This is a genomic window from Lascolabacillus sp., assembly GCF_028696275.1.
Taxonomy (GTDB): domain Bacteria; phylum Bacteroidota; class Bacteroidia; order Bacteroidales; family Dysgonomonadaceae; genus Proteiniphilum; species Proteiniphilum massiliensis.
On record NZ_JAQVHI010000002.1, the window covers coordinates 77,653 to 92,995 of the forward strand.

Genomic DNA, 15,343 nt, shown 5'->3' on the forward strand with positions numbered 1-15,343 from the left:
GTATGAAAAAAGAGATGAACTAAAACGTAAAGCTGATGAACTTGATACATTACTTAAAATAAAACAGCTTGATAAAAGTGTAAAGGAACTTGAATCGAGAGTTGAAAAGGGAGCTGATTTCTGGAAAAAAACCGAACGGAATGTTGGAGATTTAAAAGAAGAGAATGACAAACTTGATGTCAACTTAACTGAGTTAAGAAAAAACTTACCTGATATAGCTTTATTATCAAATATCAGAAACTGGTACAATGAAAAGAATTTAATTGAGCGACAGATTTCAGATATTAACAGAGAAATAGATAAGTATAAAGCTAAACAGAATGAATTAATCAATAAGAAAAATATTCTGCTCAAGGACTACATACAAAAAGGTGAGATTTCAGCAGATATGAGTTTTGATGACTATTATCATTATCTCGAAATATCTCTTGATAAAATTAAAAAGAGACAGAGTGAATTAAGAGTTCAGGAAGGTCATGTTTTAGTTAAAGCCAAATTGGGAGCTTATGCTGAAAACCTGCAGGAAAATTCGCCCTGCCCTCTTTGCGGTTCTCTGCATCACCCCGATATATTCAGAAGCGAGGATATAGAAGAGCATCTGGAGAGTATCAATACAGAAAAGACTGAATTAGAAAAAGAGTTTGATACCACTTCCTCAATAATAAGGCAATTGAATTTAATTGAAGCAGGTTACAACGAAACAGTATATCATCTCGAAGAATTAAGTAAATCTAAAAATCAAATTACCAACAACTTATCAGTTCATTTAAAATTATTTGTTTGGGATAAGTTCAGGAAGGTTGAAGAACTTGATTCCGCTTTCAGTGAGATGGAGCTTAAACAGGCTAAGATTAAATCATGTGAACTGGAACTACAAGAGAGAGCCAAAGAAATTAAGAATCTCGAAAAAACTCTTGAGCTTGCAAGGGTGAAGCTTGAAAATCTGAGAAAGGAGCTAACAGAAAATAAGACTGAATTACTGACCTTAAAAGGACAATTGAGGATAATCGAGGTTGAAAAATATAATGAGTTGAATGAAGTTGCGATTTATGAAGAACAGACTAAATTAATTAAAGAGCATGACCGAATTGAAAAAGCTTATACAATAGATAATGACAATCTTCAGGAAGAAAGAAAAAAGAGAGATTTATTAAAAGGAAGACTGGATACTAATGTTATTGAATTAGAGAATGAGAAGTCTGCTATTGTGAAAATAGAGAAAGATATTGATTCGGAGTTGGCAAATTCTGACTTTAAATCTGTTGAAGAGGTTAAAACAATTTTATCTGAGTCAATTAATATTCAAAACGAGAAAAAAAGAGTTGATCAGTTTTATAAAACTCTTTTGGAAAACCGTACTTCATTTGAACATATTAATAAAGAGGTTGGAGGGCAAATATATGATAAGGTTTATCATGATAAATTGAACAGTGAAATCAGGTTGATTAATGATCAGCTGGATATGTTCATTAAAGAAAGAGTTGAGATTGAAATTAATTTGAAAAACTTAAAGAAAAATATAGAAATCCATAATCAATTGCGCAAAGAACTTGAAGATGTTGAGCATAGATCGGAGAATCTGAAGACGATGAAAAGTCTGTTCAAAGCCAGTGGATTTGTAAACTATATTTCATCTGTTTATTTACAAAACCTTTGTAATGCAGCGAATGACAGGTTCTTCCAGTTAACAAGACAAAAACTTAGTCTGGAAATAACCCCGGAAAATAACTTCCAGATAAGAGATTATATGAATGGTGGTAAAGAGAGAAGTGTTAAGACTCTCTCAGGAGGGCAAACGTTCCAGGCCTCATTATCACTGGCTCTGGCTCTGGCTGATAACATTCAGAAGATAACTCAGTCGCATCAGAACTTCTTCTTCCTGGACGAAGGATTCGGATCGTTGGACAGAGAGGCTTTAAGTGTGGTTCTTGACACTTTAAAAACACTACGAAAGGAAAATCGAACTGTAGGCATTATTTCACACGTTGAAGAAATGCAACAGGAAATTGAAGTTCATCTACGCATTGAAAATAGTTCAGAAAGAGGCAGTATTGTTCATTACAGTTGGGAAGAGTAGTACTAAAACTGTATCCGATGCAAACAAATAGTATAAATATTTGTTCATAATATGTTCCTTTAAAAAAAATCATTAAGGCGTATATTAAAAATAAATGATACAGAAAATACTAATCGCAAACCGTGGTGAAATTGCTGTGCGTGTTATGCGAACATGTAAAGAAATGGGCATACAGACTGTTGCCGTTTATTCAGAAGTAGACAGAACATCTAGACATGTAGCCTATGCTGATGAAGCAGTAAAAATAGGTCTTGCGTCTGCTGCTGACAGTTACCTGAATATTGAGAAAATTATTGATGCAGCCAAAAAATTTAAAGCGGATGCTATTCATCCAGGTTATGGTTTTCTTAGCGAGAATGCTGAATTTGCCCGTCGCTGTAAAGAGGAAGGAATTATTTTTATAGGTCCTTCGGCAGAAAGTATAGAGGCAATGGGCGATAAGATATCGGCACGAAAGAAAATGATAGAGGCAAAAGTACCGGTAGTTCCCGGTACATCTGAGGATCTGAAGCCAAAGGATCTGTTCAGAGTTTGTCGTAAAATTGGTTTCCCGGTTATTATTAAGGCAACAGCAGGCGGAGGTGGTAAGGGTATGCGACTTGTTTATAAAGAGAAGCACCTGCAGGAAGCTTACGATGCTGCTAAGTCTGAAGCGATGGCTTCATTCGGGAACGATTCTGTTTACATCGAAAAATATATTGAATCGCCCCACCATGTGGAGATACAGTTTTTGGGTGATACTCATGGTAATGTGGTGCATCTGTACGACCGTGAATGTTCAGTTCAGCGTCGTCATCAAAAGATAATTGAAGAGAGCCCCTCCCCATTTATTGATAAAAAAACTCGCTTGGCGATGGGTGCAATTGCAGTAAAAGCAGCTAAATCTATCAACTATGTGGGTGCCGGCACTATTGAGTTTCTGGTGGATAATGATATGAATTTTTATTTCCTGGAGATGAATACCAGATTACAGGTTGAACATCCTATAACTGAGGAGGTACTTGGTGTTGACATCGTTAAAGAACAGATAAATATAGCAAACGGAAGAAAAATCAGCTTCAGACAGAATCAGCTGCATCAGCGTGGCCATGCGATTGAATGCCGAATTTATGCTGAGGATACTGAGAACAATTTTGCCCCTTCACCTGGCGTAATACACTCTATTCAAACTCCCAAGGGTTTAGGGGTACGAATTGATACACATATATATGCAGGTTACGAAATCTCTATCTTCTACGATTCAATGATAAGCAAACTTATAGTATGGGCAACCAACAGAGATGTCGCACTAGAACGTATGAGAAGAGTGTTGTATGAATATAAGATTACCGGTGTTAAAACCAATATTGATTATCTGCGTCGTATTATGGACAATCTTGAATTTGTACAGGGAAATTACACCACCCATTTTATAGATGAGAATACCAATAAACTTCAAAAAGGGAATGTACTGGAAGATGAGATAGAGGATATGGCTATTATTGCAGCTTATATTGATTATGTAGTAAACAATAACGATACACCAGTTGCTGCAAATGACAACCAGCCCATAAGTAAGTGGCGTGCATTTGGAAAACAAAAAGGAGTTTTAAGAATATGAGAGCCAAAATTGAAAACAGGATACGTGATGTTGAACTGATATCCAAAGATGGTAATAAGGTGGAGATTTCTGTAGATGGAAAAATATATGATATTGATGTTGTAATGTCAGAGAGTGGATTTTGTTCAATAATTCATGAAGGGAGATCTTATAATGCTGAAGCTGTCAGTCATTCAGATGGTAAATATACAATAACCACTAATTTTCGTCATTTTGACATTGAACTGTCAAATCCTCAGAAAAAATATCTCCGAGGCAGGCAGTCCTCAACAGATGAAGTACAGGAGACGATAATCTCTCCAATGCCAGGAAAAGTGATTAAGATTTTAGTGTCTGAAAATATGGAGGTTAAACAGGGAGATCCACTAATTGTTGTAGAAGCAATGAAGATGCAGAGCACTTATACTGCCGCACAGGATGCTATTGTTGAGAAGATCCATATTGAAGAGGGTGATTCGGTAGTCAGAGATCAGCTGCTCATTACTTTTAAAACCAATTAAAAAGATTTATAATGACTTTAGAAGATATATATAAAGATTTTAAAGAAAAAGATAAAGCTGCCGAAAATGGAGGCGGTGAGAAAGCCATAGCTAAACAGAAGAAAGCCGGAAAGCAGACAGCGCGAGAAAGAATCAACATGCTTTTAGACGATGACACTTTTGTTGAAATTGACAAGTTTGTACTGCATGACTCGCACAACTATAATATGCAGAATAATAGGGTTCCAGGCGATGGTGTTGTTACAGGATATGGAAAGATTGATGGGAGAATTGTTTACGTATATGCATACGATTTTACAGTTTATGGAGGTTCCCTATCTCGAACTAACGCAAATAAAATTGTAAAAATACAGAAGTTGGCTCTAAAAAACGGAGCTCCGATTATTGCATTGAATGATTCAGGTGGTGCCAGAATTCAGGAAGGTGTAATGGCACTAAGCGGCTATTCAGAGATTTTCAATAATAATGTAAAATCATCAGGAGTAATTCCTCAGATATCCGCAATACTTGGTCCCTGTGCCGGTGGTGCCTGTTATTCACCGGCATTGACCGATTTTATTTTTATGGTCAGGGATGAGAGTTATATGTTTGTTACTGGACCAGATGTAGTAAAAACTGTTACTCATGAGGAATTGACAAAAGAAGAGCTAGGTGGTGCTTCTGTACATTCTTCAAAGAGCGGTGTTGCGCATTTTGTTGGGAACGATGAAGAAGAGACTCTTATGATGATCAGAGAGCTGATTAGCTTTCTTCCATCGAACAATATGGAGGACCCTCCTATGACTTCTACTCGTGATACTAATAATCGAAAGACTCCGGATATTCATAAACTGATTCCTGAAGATTCAAATATACCTTATGATATTAAAAAGCTTATTGAGGAGGTTGTAGATGAGAACTATTTCTTTGAAGTAATGCCTCAATTTGCTCAAAATGTAGTAGTTGGATATGCAAGAATGGGAGGAAAGCCTGTTGGTATTGTTGCAAATCAACCAGCTTATCTGGCAGGGGTACTTGATATTGACGCATCTGACAAAGCAGCAAGATTTATTCGATTCTGCGACTGTTTTGATATTCCTATAATCACTTTTGTTGATGTGCCCGGATTTCTACCGGGAAGAGATCAGGAGCACAATGGAATTATTCGTCATGGTGCTAAGATTATGTATGCATATGTAGAGGCAACCGTTCCAAAGATAACTTTGATCACACGCAAAGCTTATGGCGGCGCTTATGTTGTGATGTCATCCAAAGAGTCAGGTGCAGATATCAATCTTGCCTACCCTAATGCTGAGATTGCCGTTATGGGTGCAGAAGGTGCAGTAAATATTCTTTACCGATCATCTGTTGGAGAAGATCGTCAGAATGCACTAAATGAGTATAAAGAACTGTTTTCGAACCCATACAGAGCAGCTGAGAAAGGTTACATCGATGAGATTATTCTTCCTGAAAACACACGTTTTAAACTGATTCAGGCATTGGAAATGACTGCTAACAAAACTGCAAGCAATCCTCCAAAAAAACATGGTAATCCTCCTTCTTAGAAAATTATTGGCAGGACTATTTTACTAAAAGACACTGTACTGGATAAAAAGCCCTATGAAGGGCTTTTTACTTTTGTATGTAACTATTTCAAAATTATAAAGATTTATATAATTATCTTTGCATGATTAATATAATAGTAATCAGTTAATAACTTCAATATGAACTTGAATTGGGTAATTTTAATTATTGGTGGCATATTTGAATCCCTCTTTGCCTTAAGTCTTGGAAAGATGCAGCAAACCACCGGTAAAGATATGTTAGGGTGGTTAATTGCCTTTATCCTATTTGTTTCTTTAAGTATGTTGCTACTTTTTAAATCGATGGGTGGTGAACATCCTATTCCCACAGGTACAGCTTATGCTGTTTGGGCTGGAATTGGTGCAGTGGGAACAGTTGTGCTTGGAATATTAGTCTTCAAAGAACCTGTTACATTTTGGAGAATCTTTTTTCTTAGTACACTTATATTATCAATAATAGGTTTGCAGTTAACCTCTACAGTAGCAAAATAAAGTCTTCATTATATTTTAGTTGTGGTTATATTTCATTTGATTTGAGTATTAATCTTAATTAATATGATACTTATTCTCGATTGATGTGAGTCCTGTAAATGATTTGAAGGGGCTTGTTGATAACTTGTTGATATGTTGTTAACAACCTGTTTATATGTTGTTTATAATTACAAGTAAAAATATTTGCTTTATATTTTGTATAAATATTATATTTGCCATGAACAAAAACGATAATGAGTTCGTTTATATTCAAAAGAAATAGGAGTTCTTTGACATTTTGTACAAATCAGTTAGATTCTTATTCTAGAGATGAATAAAAGTATTTATCCAGTGATGGATATAATATTTGTTCAATCTCCAATGTTTATGAAGTAATAAACTGAAAAGTTTAATACGTATGGACTGAATAAAAAATCTATTGCAATTGTGAACTTGTAACTACAGTTGTTTTTGGCTTGAGATGCACTATAGGATTTAAAAAGTTTTGTTTTATATCAAAAGTATAAATAGCTGTTTGTAAGTTCTTTGAGTAAATCGAAAATTAGAATATATTACAAACTCGTACTTATCTCATTATTGGGAGAAAACGACAGTAATAAATTCTAAGCTGAATATTATTTTACATTAGTATAATTCATTCTGCTTCACAATTTAGAAATTTATTATCAAACGATTAATTGTTATCGATCCGAATGATATATAATACTTCTCATAACTGTTTAATCAGCTTCAAACACTGATTAGGAAGTAATTAGAAGTATCTGAATTCTGAAGTATCCGCTCACAGATAAGTATTGAACCTCAAAGTTCAATTTCTAATCTTAGATTTTCGAGAAATTCTAAAGAATTGAATACATCTTCATAATTTGCGCTGAATGTGCAAAAAGAAGAGAACTCCTTCCATATAATTAAAAGCCCCTGTAAAAAGGGGCTTTTTTTATGAATTAGATTTAGATTTTGTATTGGTAAATTATTATCTGTATCTAGTTTATTGTTAGTATCATACGGTTGTCAGTTGCCATTTTTCGGATATTTAAAATTGCATACCGCATCCGACCAAGTGCTGTGTTTATACTTACACCGGTTATATCTGCAATTTCTTTAAAACTTAAATCCTTATAATAACGCATCTCCAATACTTCACGCTGTTGTTCCGGCAGATAACATATAAGTCTCTTAACATCCTCAAGTACTTGCGTTTTAACCATCTTTGATTCGATAGTTTCCTCGCAGAAAGAGGGATTGTTAAACAAGTCAGCCTCATTCTCATCATTGGAGATAATTTTCTCATTCTTTTTCTGCCTGAAATGGTCGATAATAAGATTATGAGCAATTCGCATTATCCATGATTTAAATCTGCCTGATTCAGTATATTTACCCTGCTTAATTGTTATTATTGCTTTGATAAAGGTATCCTGGAATATATCTTCTGCCAGACCGTTATCTCTAACAGTGTGATAAATGTAGTTGTAAACTAATTGTTTGTGCCTGTTTAATAGAGTGTCAAACGCTATATCATTGCCCTCTGAATAAGAAACTACCAGTTCCTCATCGGACATTTTAGAATAAATATCCATGCTTTACTTATTAAATTGTTATGTAAAATTTAATTGTGTAAAGAGGACTTATAGGCTATTAATTTTTGCGTTTGTTATTTATCTGTAACAAAGAAAAACAAAATAAATTCTAATTCCAAGAAAGAGAAATAAAAAAAACATATCGTATTGCAGCATATAGAGTGTTGAAAAAATAAAAAGGGGCAAACTTAATTGTTGCCCCTTATATTTAATTTAACTGTTTAAAACAGTTAATCTATTTTACTTCTGCCAGATCAGCAGGCTTATAGTATGCTATATCCTCTACTCTGGCTTCTGTAATAAATTTGTGGTTCTTTATAACTTCTATATGACCAAAGTGAATGTATACTTCAGCACTTCTACGGAACAGATCCTGATTTTTATTAGCATCCTGAAGAAGAAGATGCCCACAAATAATATGCGCAGCACAATCAACTAACCTGCGAGCGTGGAAATCAAGATATTCATCATCTTTTTGTGAAGTTACTAGCTCAGTGAGTTGTTCGTACATCTGAGTCATCTCAGCAAGCGTTCTCTTTAATGGCTCTAATTCAGGGACAACCGTCATTGCTTCATATTCTTTTATTCGTTGAAGGTACGTACCTGTTGTAACATGTCTGATAGCTGCTATAACCTGTAGTTGTGTTGTACCTTCGTAAATATTGGTAATACGTGCGTCTCGATAGAGTCTTTCACACTTATAGTCTTTCATATATCCTGATCCACCATGAATCTGAATTGCATCGTAAGCATTCTGATTGGCATATTCACTGCTCATTCCTTTACCCAGAGGTGTGAATGCATCAGCTAAGCGGGAAAAATATTTCATTTCATTCCTCTCTTCAGGTGTTAGCTTGCGTTCTTTACTAATATCCTCAAGTGTTTTATACATATCAACAAAACGACTTGTTTCATAAAGCAATGTGCGTGAAGCATCTGTTTTAGCCCTCATATTTGCAAGCATTTCATACACAGGAGGAAAGTTTATTATGGCTTTACCAAATTGACGACGCTCCATTGCATAGTTGTATGCTTCACGTGTTGCCGCTTCAGATATACCAACAGATTGAGCCATAATTCCCAGACGTGCGCCATTCATTAATGACATTACGTAGCGTATGAGTCCTAATCTTCTACTGCCAACAAGCTCTGCTTTTGCATTCTTATAAACTAGTTCACAAGTTGGTGCACCCTTTATACCCATCTTATTTTCTATACGACGTACATTAACACCTCCGCTGTTTTTGTCGTAAATAAACATTGATAAACCACGTGCATCTTTAGTGCCATCTTCCGAACGGGCTAACACCAGATGAATATCAGCATCACCGTTTGTGATAAATCGCTTAACACCATTCAGATACCATTGATCTTCTTTCTCGTTATATGTAGCCTTTAGCATTACTGCCTGCAAATCAGAACCTGCATCTGGCTCAGTTAGGTCCATAGACATGGTTTCTCCTTTGACTACACGAGATATATATTTATCTTTTTGCGCTTCGTCTCCAAATTCGTAGATTGTTTCACCACAGTCCTGCAACATCCATATATTCTGAAAACTGGCATCAGCACGACTTACTATGTCTGCACTCATCATATAAGGGACCATAGGAAAATTTAGTCCACCATATTTGCGTCCGAAACGCATCCCCATAAGCTCAGCTTTAATAAGCACATCAAGATTTTCTTGTGTATTGGTTGCATAAGTTACCCTTCCATCTGAAACAGTGGGACCAGTGTGATCTACCTCTTCAGCATTTGGATCAATTACTTCTCCACATATTTCTCCAACTACCTCAAGTACTTTGTCGTAACTGTCCATTGCATCTTCAAAGTCAATTGGTGCGTGATCGTATGTTTCGCTTTCAGTGTAATTTCTCTCTCTCAGTTCCACAATTCTCTTCATAAGTGGGTGCTGAAGATAGTGACGAAATTGTGGTGTATCTGTATAAAAGTTTGCCATATTTGTTTTTTGTTCAATTTCTTATTTCTAAGGTAAGATTTAGGTTTTCTTACTTACTGTTTTTCTTATAATATTTAATCATCTTAGGGATGACGTTTTCAACTTCACCTGTAATAACATAATCTGCAATCGAATTAATAGGTGCACTTGGATCATTATTTATAGAAATAATGATGGAGCTCTCTTGCATACCGGCAATATGCTGTATCTGACCAGAAATTCCGCATGCTATGTATACCTTAGGACGAACTGTAACACCCGTTTGTCCAATTTGACGTTCATGTTCAGCAAATCCTGCATCAACTGCTGCTCTTGAAGCTCCTACTTCGGCACCAAGTAAATCAGCAAGTTTATAAAGTAAATCGAAGTTCTCTTTAGATCCAACTCCATAACCTCCGGATACTATTATTGGAGAATTCTTGATATTAACTTTTGACTTCTCTATATGACGGTCGATTATTTTTACAATTAGATCTTTATCATTTACATAATCATTTACATCATATTTAATTGTTTCGCCCTTATAGAATGGATCGAAGATCTCTTTTTTCATTACACCTTCCCTTACCGTTGCCATTTGAGGACGATGATCCGGATTTACTATATTTGCTACAATATTTCCGCCGAATGCAGGCCTTATCTGATAAAGTAAATTCTCATATACTTTACCCTCTTTTTTGTTTTCATGATTACCAATCTCAAGTGAAGTGCAGTCGGCAGTTAGACCACTACCTAAAGAGGATGAAACGCGAGGACCTAAATCTCTACCAATTATAGTTGCTCCTAAAAGACAAATCTGAGGTTGTTCTTCTTTAAAAAGTTTCACTAAAATTGATGTATGCGGCAAGGTTGTGTAGGGTGCTAGTCGCTCATCATCAAAAACATGCAGCACATCAACGCCATAAGGGAAAATCTGTTCTCCCACTTTCTCGAGATTAATACCGGCAGCAATTGCTTCAACCTTGCACCCAAGTTGATTTGCAAGGGAACGCCCTTTGGTTAACAGTTCCAGGCTGACATCAGCTACTATGCCATCTTCAATCTCTAAATATACAAATAAGTTATTCATTCTTACTTTTTCTATAGTTTTCTGATTTTTTTACTAATTAAACTCTTTGCTCAGCCAATTGTGTGATTTTCTAAAAGTTCTTTTATTAGTTCTTCTATTTCAAAATCGCTGTCGGATATATGTTTACTCTCCTTAGTTTGAAAGACAACATTCTCTGTCTTCTTTACTTTAGTAGGTGAGCCTGATAATCCACACTGAACAGGATCAGCTTCAACATCTGCCACACTCCATTCGGTTAGATTTAGGAATGGGCGACTATCATAAATATCGATATAATCTAGATTTTGAACCTGACGTTCTGTAACTGTTTTTGCATGTTTGTACTTAAGCAACAACTTAGCATTTCTTGGTCTGCATGAACGCGCAGAACCGTTTACAGTAATGAGAACCGGAAGAGGACATTCAACAATTTCTACTCCGTTATCTAATCTGCGTTTAATTCTTATGCTTTTTTCTTCTATATTTTCAATACTCTCAGCATATGTAATTTGAGGAATGCCTAATTTTTCAGCAACTTGTGGTCCTACTTGAGCGGTATCTCCATCTATTGCTTGACGACCAGAAAATATAAGATCAAATTTCCCTATTTTTCTAATTGCCATAGATAAAGCATAAGAGGTTGCTAAAGTATCTGCACCTGCAAAAGCTCTGTCTGTTAATAGTACTCCATCATCTGCTCCTCTAAAAAGCCCTTCGCGCAAGATGTCTGCTGCACGCCCCGGTCCCATTGTAAGAATAGTAATTTTTGTTCCGGGAAAACGATCTTTTACTTCAAGAGCCTGTTCGAGCGCATTGAGATCTTCGGGATTAAAAATTGCTGGCAATGCAGCTCTGTTCACTGTACCATCGGCTTTCATAGCATCCTTCCCAACGTTGCGGGTGTCGGGGACCTGCTTAGCCAACACAATAATGTTAAATGCCATCTTTAAGATTGTTTCAATTATAAGTTTTTCATAAAAGTACAAATATACAAAAAATCACTTTTCATAATGTTCTTTTGATGATATAAATCAGTTAAAATTAAAGCAAAGTGCGAAGAAAAATAACAATTTATCAGGTTAGAAATATTATAAATAATCTATACCTGATTACAAAAACCTTTACTTCAACAAATATGTTAATTAAATGTGATATATTTGTTGTATTCTTTTTGTGCTTAACAGATCAACAGATAATATGAAAAAGATTTCTCACTATATTTTATTTTCAATCATAGGTATTTTGCTTTCAAGCTGCTCAGGCTTGAAATATTTAACAGTGGAAACACTTGAGCCGGCTCAGGTAAATCTTCCTGATAATATTCTAAGAGTAGCCGTCGTAAATAATGTTGTTCAGCAGCCAGATGAAATCGGTCATGATCTAATTAAGTTAGGTAGCAATAGTACAGAAAGAGAAAAAGCTTCATCCGACAGTATAGCAATTTTCTATACAGAAGCTCTAACTCAATTTCTTGATGAGGCAGATTATTATCAGCGTGTAACATATTATAGTAAACCTCTGAGAGAAGATTCTGATTTTTTTATGGAGAAACCCCTATCTCCTGAAAGGATGAATGAAATTAAAAGTGAAACAAGATCAGATGCTGTTATATCTCTTGATAAGCTTATTATTGAAACAAATAAGAGAGAGCATTTCAGACAGTTTGGATCTACATATGCTGATTTGAAGGGTAAGATTTATTCAATAATCCGCGTATATTTACCTACAATGAATGGGAAAATACCTGCTGTTCAATACACAGACAGTCTATATTGGGAAGGTTTTGATCTGCAGGATAATATAATGTTTACAGAAGTAAAACTGCCTTCAAGAGAAGAGGCGATGAAGTTATTAGCAATCCATGCAGCAGAAAAAATGAGCAATGTTTTTGCTCCTCATTGGGAAATGCAAGACAGGTGGTATTATACAATGCCGAATAAATATATGCGTGAAGGTGAAACTTATGCTAAAGTTGCAGACTGGAATAATGCTATAATTAAATGGGAATCGTTTTATAATTTACAATCAAACAAAACTTCAAAAGCTAAAGCAGCAAGTAATATAGCTCTTGCCTATGAAATGTTAGACAATATGGTAGAAGCATTTGAATGGGCTAAAGAGGCAAATAAACTTTTCAATGAATCAACCTCACCTAATTCACTGGAAAGAAGAAGGTCACAGTTGTATATGAACGAAATTGAAAGAAGGCGAAGTAATTCCAACAGGATTGATTTATGGGAATAATAACTTCCATTTTTACTAACGTTTGCTGTTTATCACATTTTACGTTAAATTAAGGCAGTTAGAAAAAAAATAAGTGAAGTTCTTACGTGAATTAAAAAAAAATGGTACCTTTGTCTTTGAATCTGCGACAGTAAAATAAACTCATACTACTGTTAATTATTTACAAATTCATTCAAAACTCAATTATATCCACCGAGCTTTTTTACGTTTTATGGAATAGATACCTCCGTAATTAAACCGGGATATAATTCGAACATATCATTTATTCAATAACCATAACGAATTTCAAATAATCTACATGGCTTATAACATTATTGAGCTTAATGAAAAGCTTACAACAGAATTACGGGTCCTTGCAAAAGAGATGGGAATAAGACGCCCTGATGCATATAAAAAAGAGGAGCTAATCTATAAAATTCTTGATGAGCAAGCAATTGCTGAAACTAAAAAACTAACCTCTGACAGTGGTTCCAGACAAGGTAATAAAGGAAGAAATGCTTCTGACAATAATACAAAGAACCAAAAAAACAGAGATAATAAATCTGAATCAAAATCAGCTTCAGTAAAAAAAGTAGAGTCAAAAAAAACTGAACCTGAAAAATCTGAAACTAACAACAAGGATCTGATTAAAAGTCAAAATCAGTCAAATAATGTTTCTGTTCAAACTGAAAAGAAAGATAACCAGCAGAGTGTAAAAAACACACCGTCAAAAAATATATCTCAATCTCCAAATAAAGCGGTAGAAAAAGTGGCAGAAAAATCAACACCTGAAATCATTAAAAACACAACTGCCAATAGCCAGGATAAAAAGGAGAATGTGAAGGAAATTAAGGATGACTCTGTACAAAAACCAACTGGAAGGCCAATTCAGCTGGTATTTAGATCATCTAAACATCGTAATGAAGAAAAGAAGAGTGCTCCTGCTCCAGTAACATTGCCACCTGTTGTAGCAGAGGACCCCGAGGCTGAATCAGAAAAAGCAGCAAGTGCTGCAATCCCACCAGTTGAAAAGATGTCAATTCTGGATCTTATAACACCATCCCCAATTCAGTCTAAACCTCAGCAACAAAATCAACAGACAAAGTCTCAATTAACTACTCAACCACAGAAACAGAAAGAAAAAGAACCATCTTATGATTTTGATGGAATTTTAACTGCTTCTGGCGTTCTTGAAATTATGTCTGACGGTTATGGATTTTTACGTTCATCTGATTACAACTATATGTCATCACCAGATGATATATATGTCTCTCAGTCGCAGATCAGACTGTTTGGGCTTAACACAGGGGATGTTGTAGAGGGACCAATTCGCCCTCCAAAGGAAGGTGAAAAGTTTTTTCCACTGGTTAAAGTAGATCGACTAAATGGACGCAACCCTGATGCTGTACGTGACCGCGTTCCGTTTGATCATTTGAAACCATTATTTCCGGATGAGAAATTCAATTTAACAAAAGGTCATAATGACAATCTTTCATGCAGGGTGGTTGATATGTTTACGCCGATAGGTAAAGGTCAGCGTGGATTAATTGTGGCACAGCCTAAAACTGGTAAAACAGTTCTTCTGAAAGATATTGCCAATGCAATTGCTGACAATCATCCTGAAGTGTATATGATTATACTGCTAATTGATGAAAGACCTGAAGAGGTAACTGATATGGAGCGTAGCGTTAATGCTGAAGTTATTGCGTCTACCTTTGATGAGCCTGCAGACCATCACGTAAAAATTGCTGAAATAGTACTTAACAAAGCAAGACGATTAGTTGAATGTGGTCATGATGTGGTAATTCTGTTAGACTCTATCACTCGTCTAGCAAGAGCATATAATACAGTTCAACCGGCATCAGGTAAAGTACTTTCAGGAGGTGTTGATGCAAATGCATTGCACAAACCTAAACGCTTCTTTGGAGCAGCAAGAAATATTGAAAATGGTGGTTCACTAACTATAATTGCTACTGCTCTTACCGATACAGGTTCTAAAATGGATGATGTAATATTCGAAGAGTTTAAAGGTACAGGTAACATGGAACTTCAGCTTGATAGAAAATTATCCAACAAGAGAATTTTTCCTTCTGTGGATATTATAGCTTCAAGTACACGTCGTGATGACCTGCTACTATCAGAAGAAACTCTTAATCGTATGTGGGTATTACGTAACTTCCTTTCTGATATGAACTCTGTTGAAGCAATGGAATTCTTACTTAATAGATTAAGACGTACATCTAACAATGAAGAATTTTTAATCTCAATGAATGATTGATAATCAAGTAAACTAACACTTTT

At 35.4% G+C, this 15,343-nt stretch carries 11 protein-coding genes; 7 read left to right on the forward strand and 4 right to left on the reverse strand.

The features are described from left to right. The 5 genes from PHO43_RS01305 to PHO43_RS01325 all read left to right on the forward strand — a co-directional run. A partial coding sequence (locus tag PHO43_RS01305) for an SbcC/MukB-like Walker B domain-containing protein (protein ID WP_288011030.1) occupies positions 1-2,077 on the forward strand: 2,077 nt, incomplete at its 5' end. Between the two features lie 94 nt (positions 2,078-2,171). Continuing rightward, a complete protein-coding gene (gene accC, locus PHO43_RS01310) occupies positions 2,172-3,677 on the forward strand; it encodes an acetyl-CoA carboxylase biotin carboxylase subunit (RefSeq protein WP_045089676.1) in 1,506 nt (501 codons plus the stop codon). Continuing rightward, complete coding sequence (locus PHO43_RS01315) at positions 3,674-4,177, forward strand: acyl-CoA carboxylase biotin carboxyl carrier protein subunit (RefSeq protein WP_045089677.1); 504 nt, start codon at positions 3,674-3,676, stop codon at positions 4,175-4,177. Before accC ends, PHO43_RS01315 begins: the two co-directional genes overlap by 4 nt. A gap of 11 nt (positions 4,178-4,188) precedes the next feature. Continuing rightward, a complete protein-coding gene (locus PHO43_RS01320) occupies positions 4,189-5,721 on the forward strand; it encodes an acyl-CoA carboxylase subunit beta (protein ID WP_045089678.1) in 1,533 nt (510 codons plus the stop codon). Between the two features lie 165 nt (positions 5,722-5,886). Beyond that, entirely contained in the window at positions 5,887-6,231 is a 345-nt protein-coding gene (locus PHO43_RS01325; RefSeq protein WP_045090902.1) for a DMT family transporter, read from the forward strand. Between the two features lie 983 nt (positions 6,232-7,214). On the opposite strand, the gene PHO43_RS01330 is transcribed toward PHO43_RS01325, so the two are convergent. The 4 genes from PHO43_RS01330 to PHO43_RS01345 form a co-directional block, all read right to left on the reverse strand. Beyond that, positions 7,215-7,808, reverse strand: a complete 594-nt coding sequence (locus PHO43_RS01330; RefSeq protein ID WP_053826246.1) for an RNA polymerase sigma factor — start codon at positions 7,806-7,808, stop codon at positions 7,215-7,217. Between the two features lie 235 nt (positions 7,809-8,043). Beyond that, entirely contained in the window at positions 8,044-9,771 is a 1,728-nt protein-coding gene (locus tag PHO43_RS01335) for an acyl-CoA dehydrogenase family protein (protein WP_045089680.1), read from the reverse strand. A gap of 49 nt (positions 9,772-9,820) precedes the next feature. Beyond that, a complete protein-coding gene (locus PHO43_RS01340; protein ID WP_045089681.1) occupies positions 9,821-10,840 on the reverse strand; it encodes an electron transfer flavoprotein subunit alpha/FixB family protein in 1,020 nt (339 codons plus the stop codon). 50 nt (positions 10,841-10,890) lie between these two features. Beyond that, complete coding sequence (locus tag PHO43_RS01345; RefSeq protein ID WP_053826245.1) at positions 10,891-11,763, reverse strand: electron transfer flavoprotein subunit beta/FixA family protein; 873 nt, start codon at positions 11,761-11,763, stop codon at positions 10,891-10,893. Positions 11,764-12,016: 253 nt separating this feature from the next. On the opposite strand from PHO43_RS01345, the gene PHO43_RS01350 reads away from it, so the two are divergent. After that, positions 12,017-13,063, forward strand: coding sequence for a DUF6340 family protein (locus PHO43_RS01350; RefSeq protein ID WP_154904817.1), 1,047 nt, complete (start codon positions 12,017-12,019; stop codon positions 13,061-13,063). 298 nt (positions 13,064-13,361) lie between these two features. Then, the gene (rho, locus tag PHO43_RS01355) at positions 13,362-15,320 is read left to right on the forward strand and encodes a transcription termination factor Rho (RefSeq protein ID WP_045089684.1); all 1,959 of its coding nucleotides are present in this window, start codon (positions 13,362-13,364) and stop codon (positions 15,318-15,320) included. Positions 15,321-15,343 lie beyond the last annotated feature (23 nt).

Excerpts from the sequence above, each read along its gene's own strand:
- PHO43_RS01315 (WP_045089677.1), top strand. The coding sequence starts at position 3,674 with ATGAGAGCCAAAATTGAAAACAGGATACGTGATGTTGAACTGATATCC.
- PHO43_RS01335 (WP_045089680.1), bottom strand. The coding sequence starts at position 9,771 with ATGGCAAACTTTTATACAGATACACCACAATTTCGTCACTATCTTCAG.
- PHO43_RS01340 (WP_045089681.1), bottom strand. The coding sequence starts at position 10,840 with ATGAATAACTTATTTGTATATTTAGAGATTGAAGATGGCATAGTAGCT.
- accC (WP_045089676.1), top strand. The coding sequence starts at position 2,172 with ATGATACAGAAAATACTAATCGCAAACCGTGGTGAAATTGCTGTGCGT.
- PHO43_RS01345 (WP_053826245.1), bottom strand. The coding sequence starts at position 11,763 with ATGGCATTTAACATTATTGTGTTGGCTAAGCAGGTCCCCGACACCCGC.
- PHO43_RS01320 (WP_045089678.1), top strand. The coding sequence starts at position 4,189 with ATGACTTTAGAAGATATATATAAAGATTTTAAAGAAAAAGATAAAGCT.
- rho (WP_045089684.1), top strand. The coding sequence starts at position 13,362 with ATGGCTTATAACATTATTGAGCTTAATGAAAAGCTTACAACAGAATTA.
- PHO43_RS01330 (WP_053826246.1), bottom strand. The coding sequence starts at position 7,808 with ATGGATATTTATTCTAAAATGTCCGATGAGGAACTGGTAGTTTCTTAT.
- PHO43_RS01350 (WP_154904817.1), top strand. The coding sequence starts at position 12,017 with ATGAAAAAGATTTCTCACTATATTTTATTTTCAATCATAGGTATTTTG.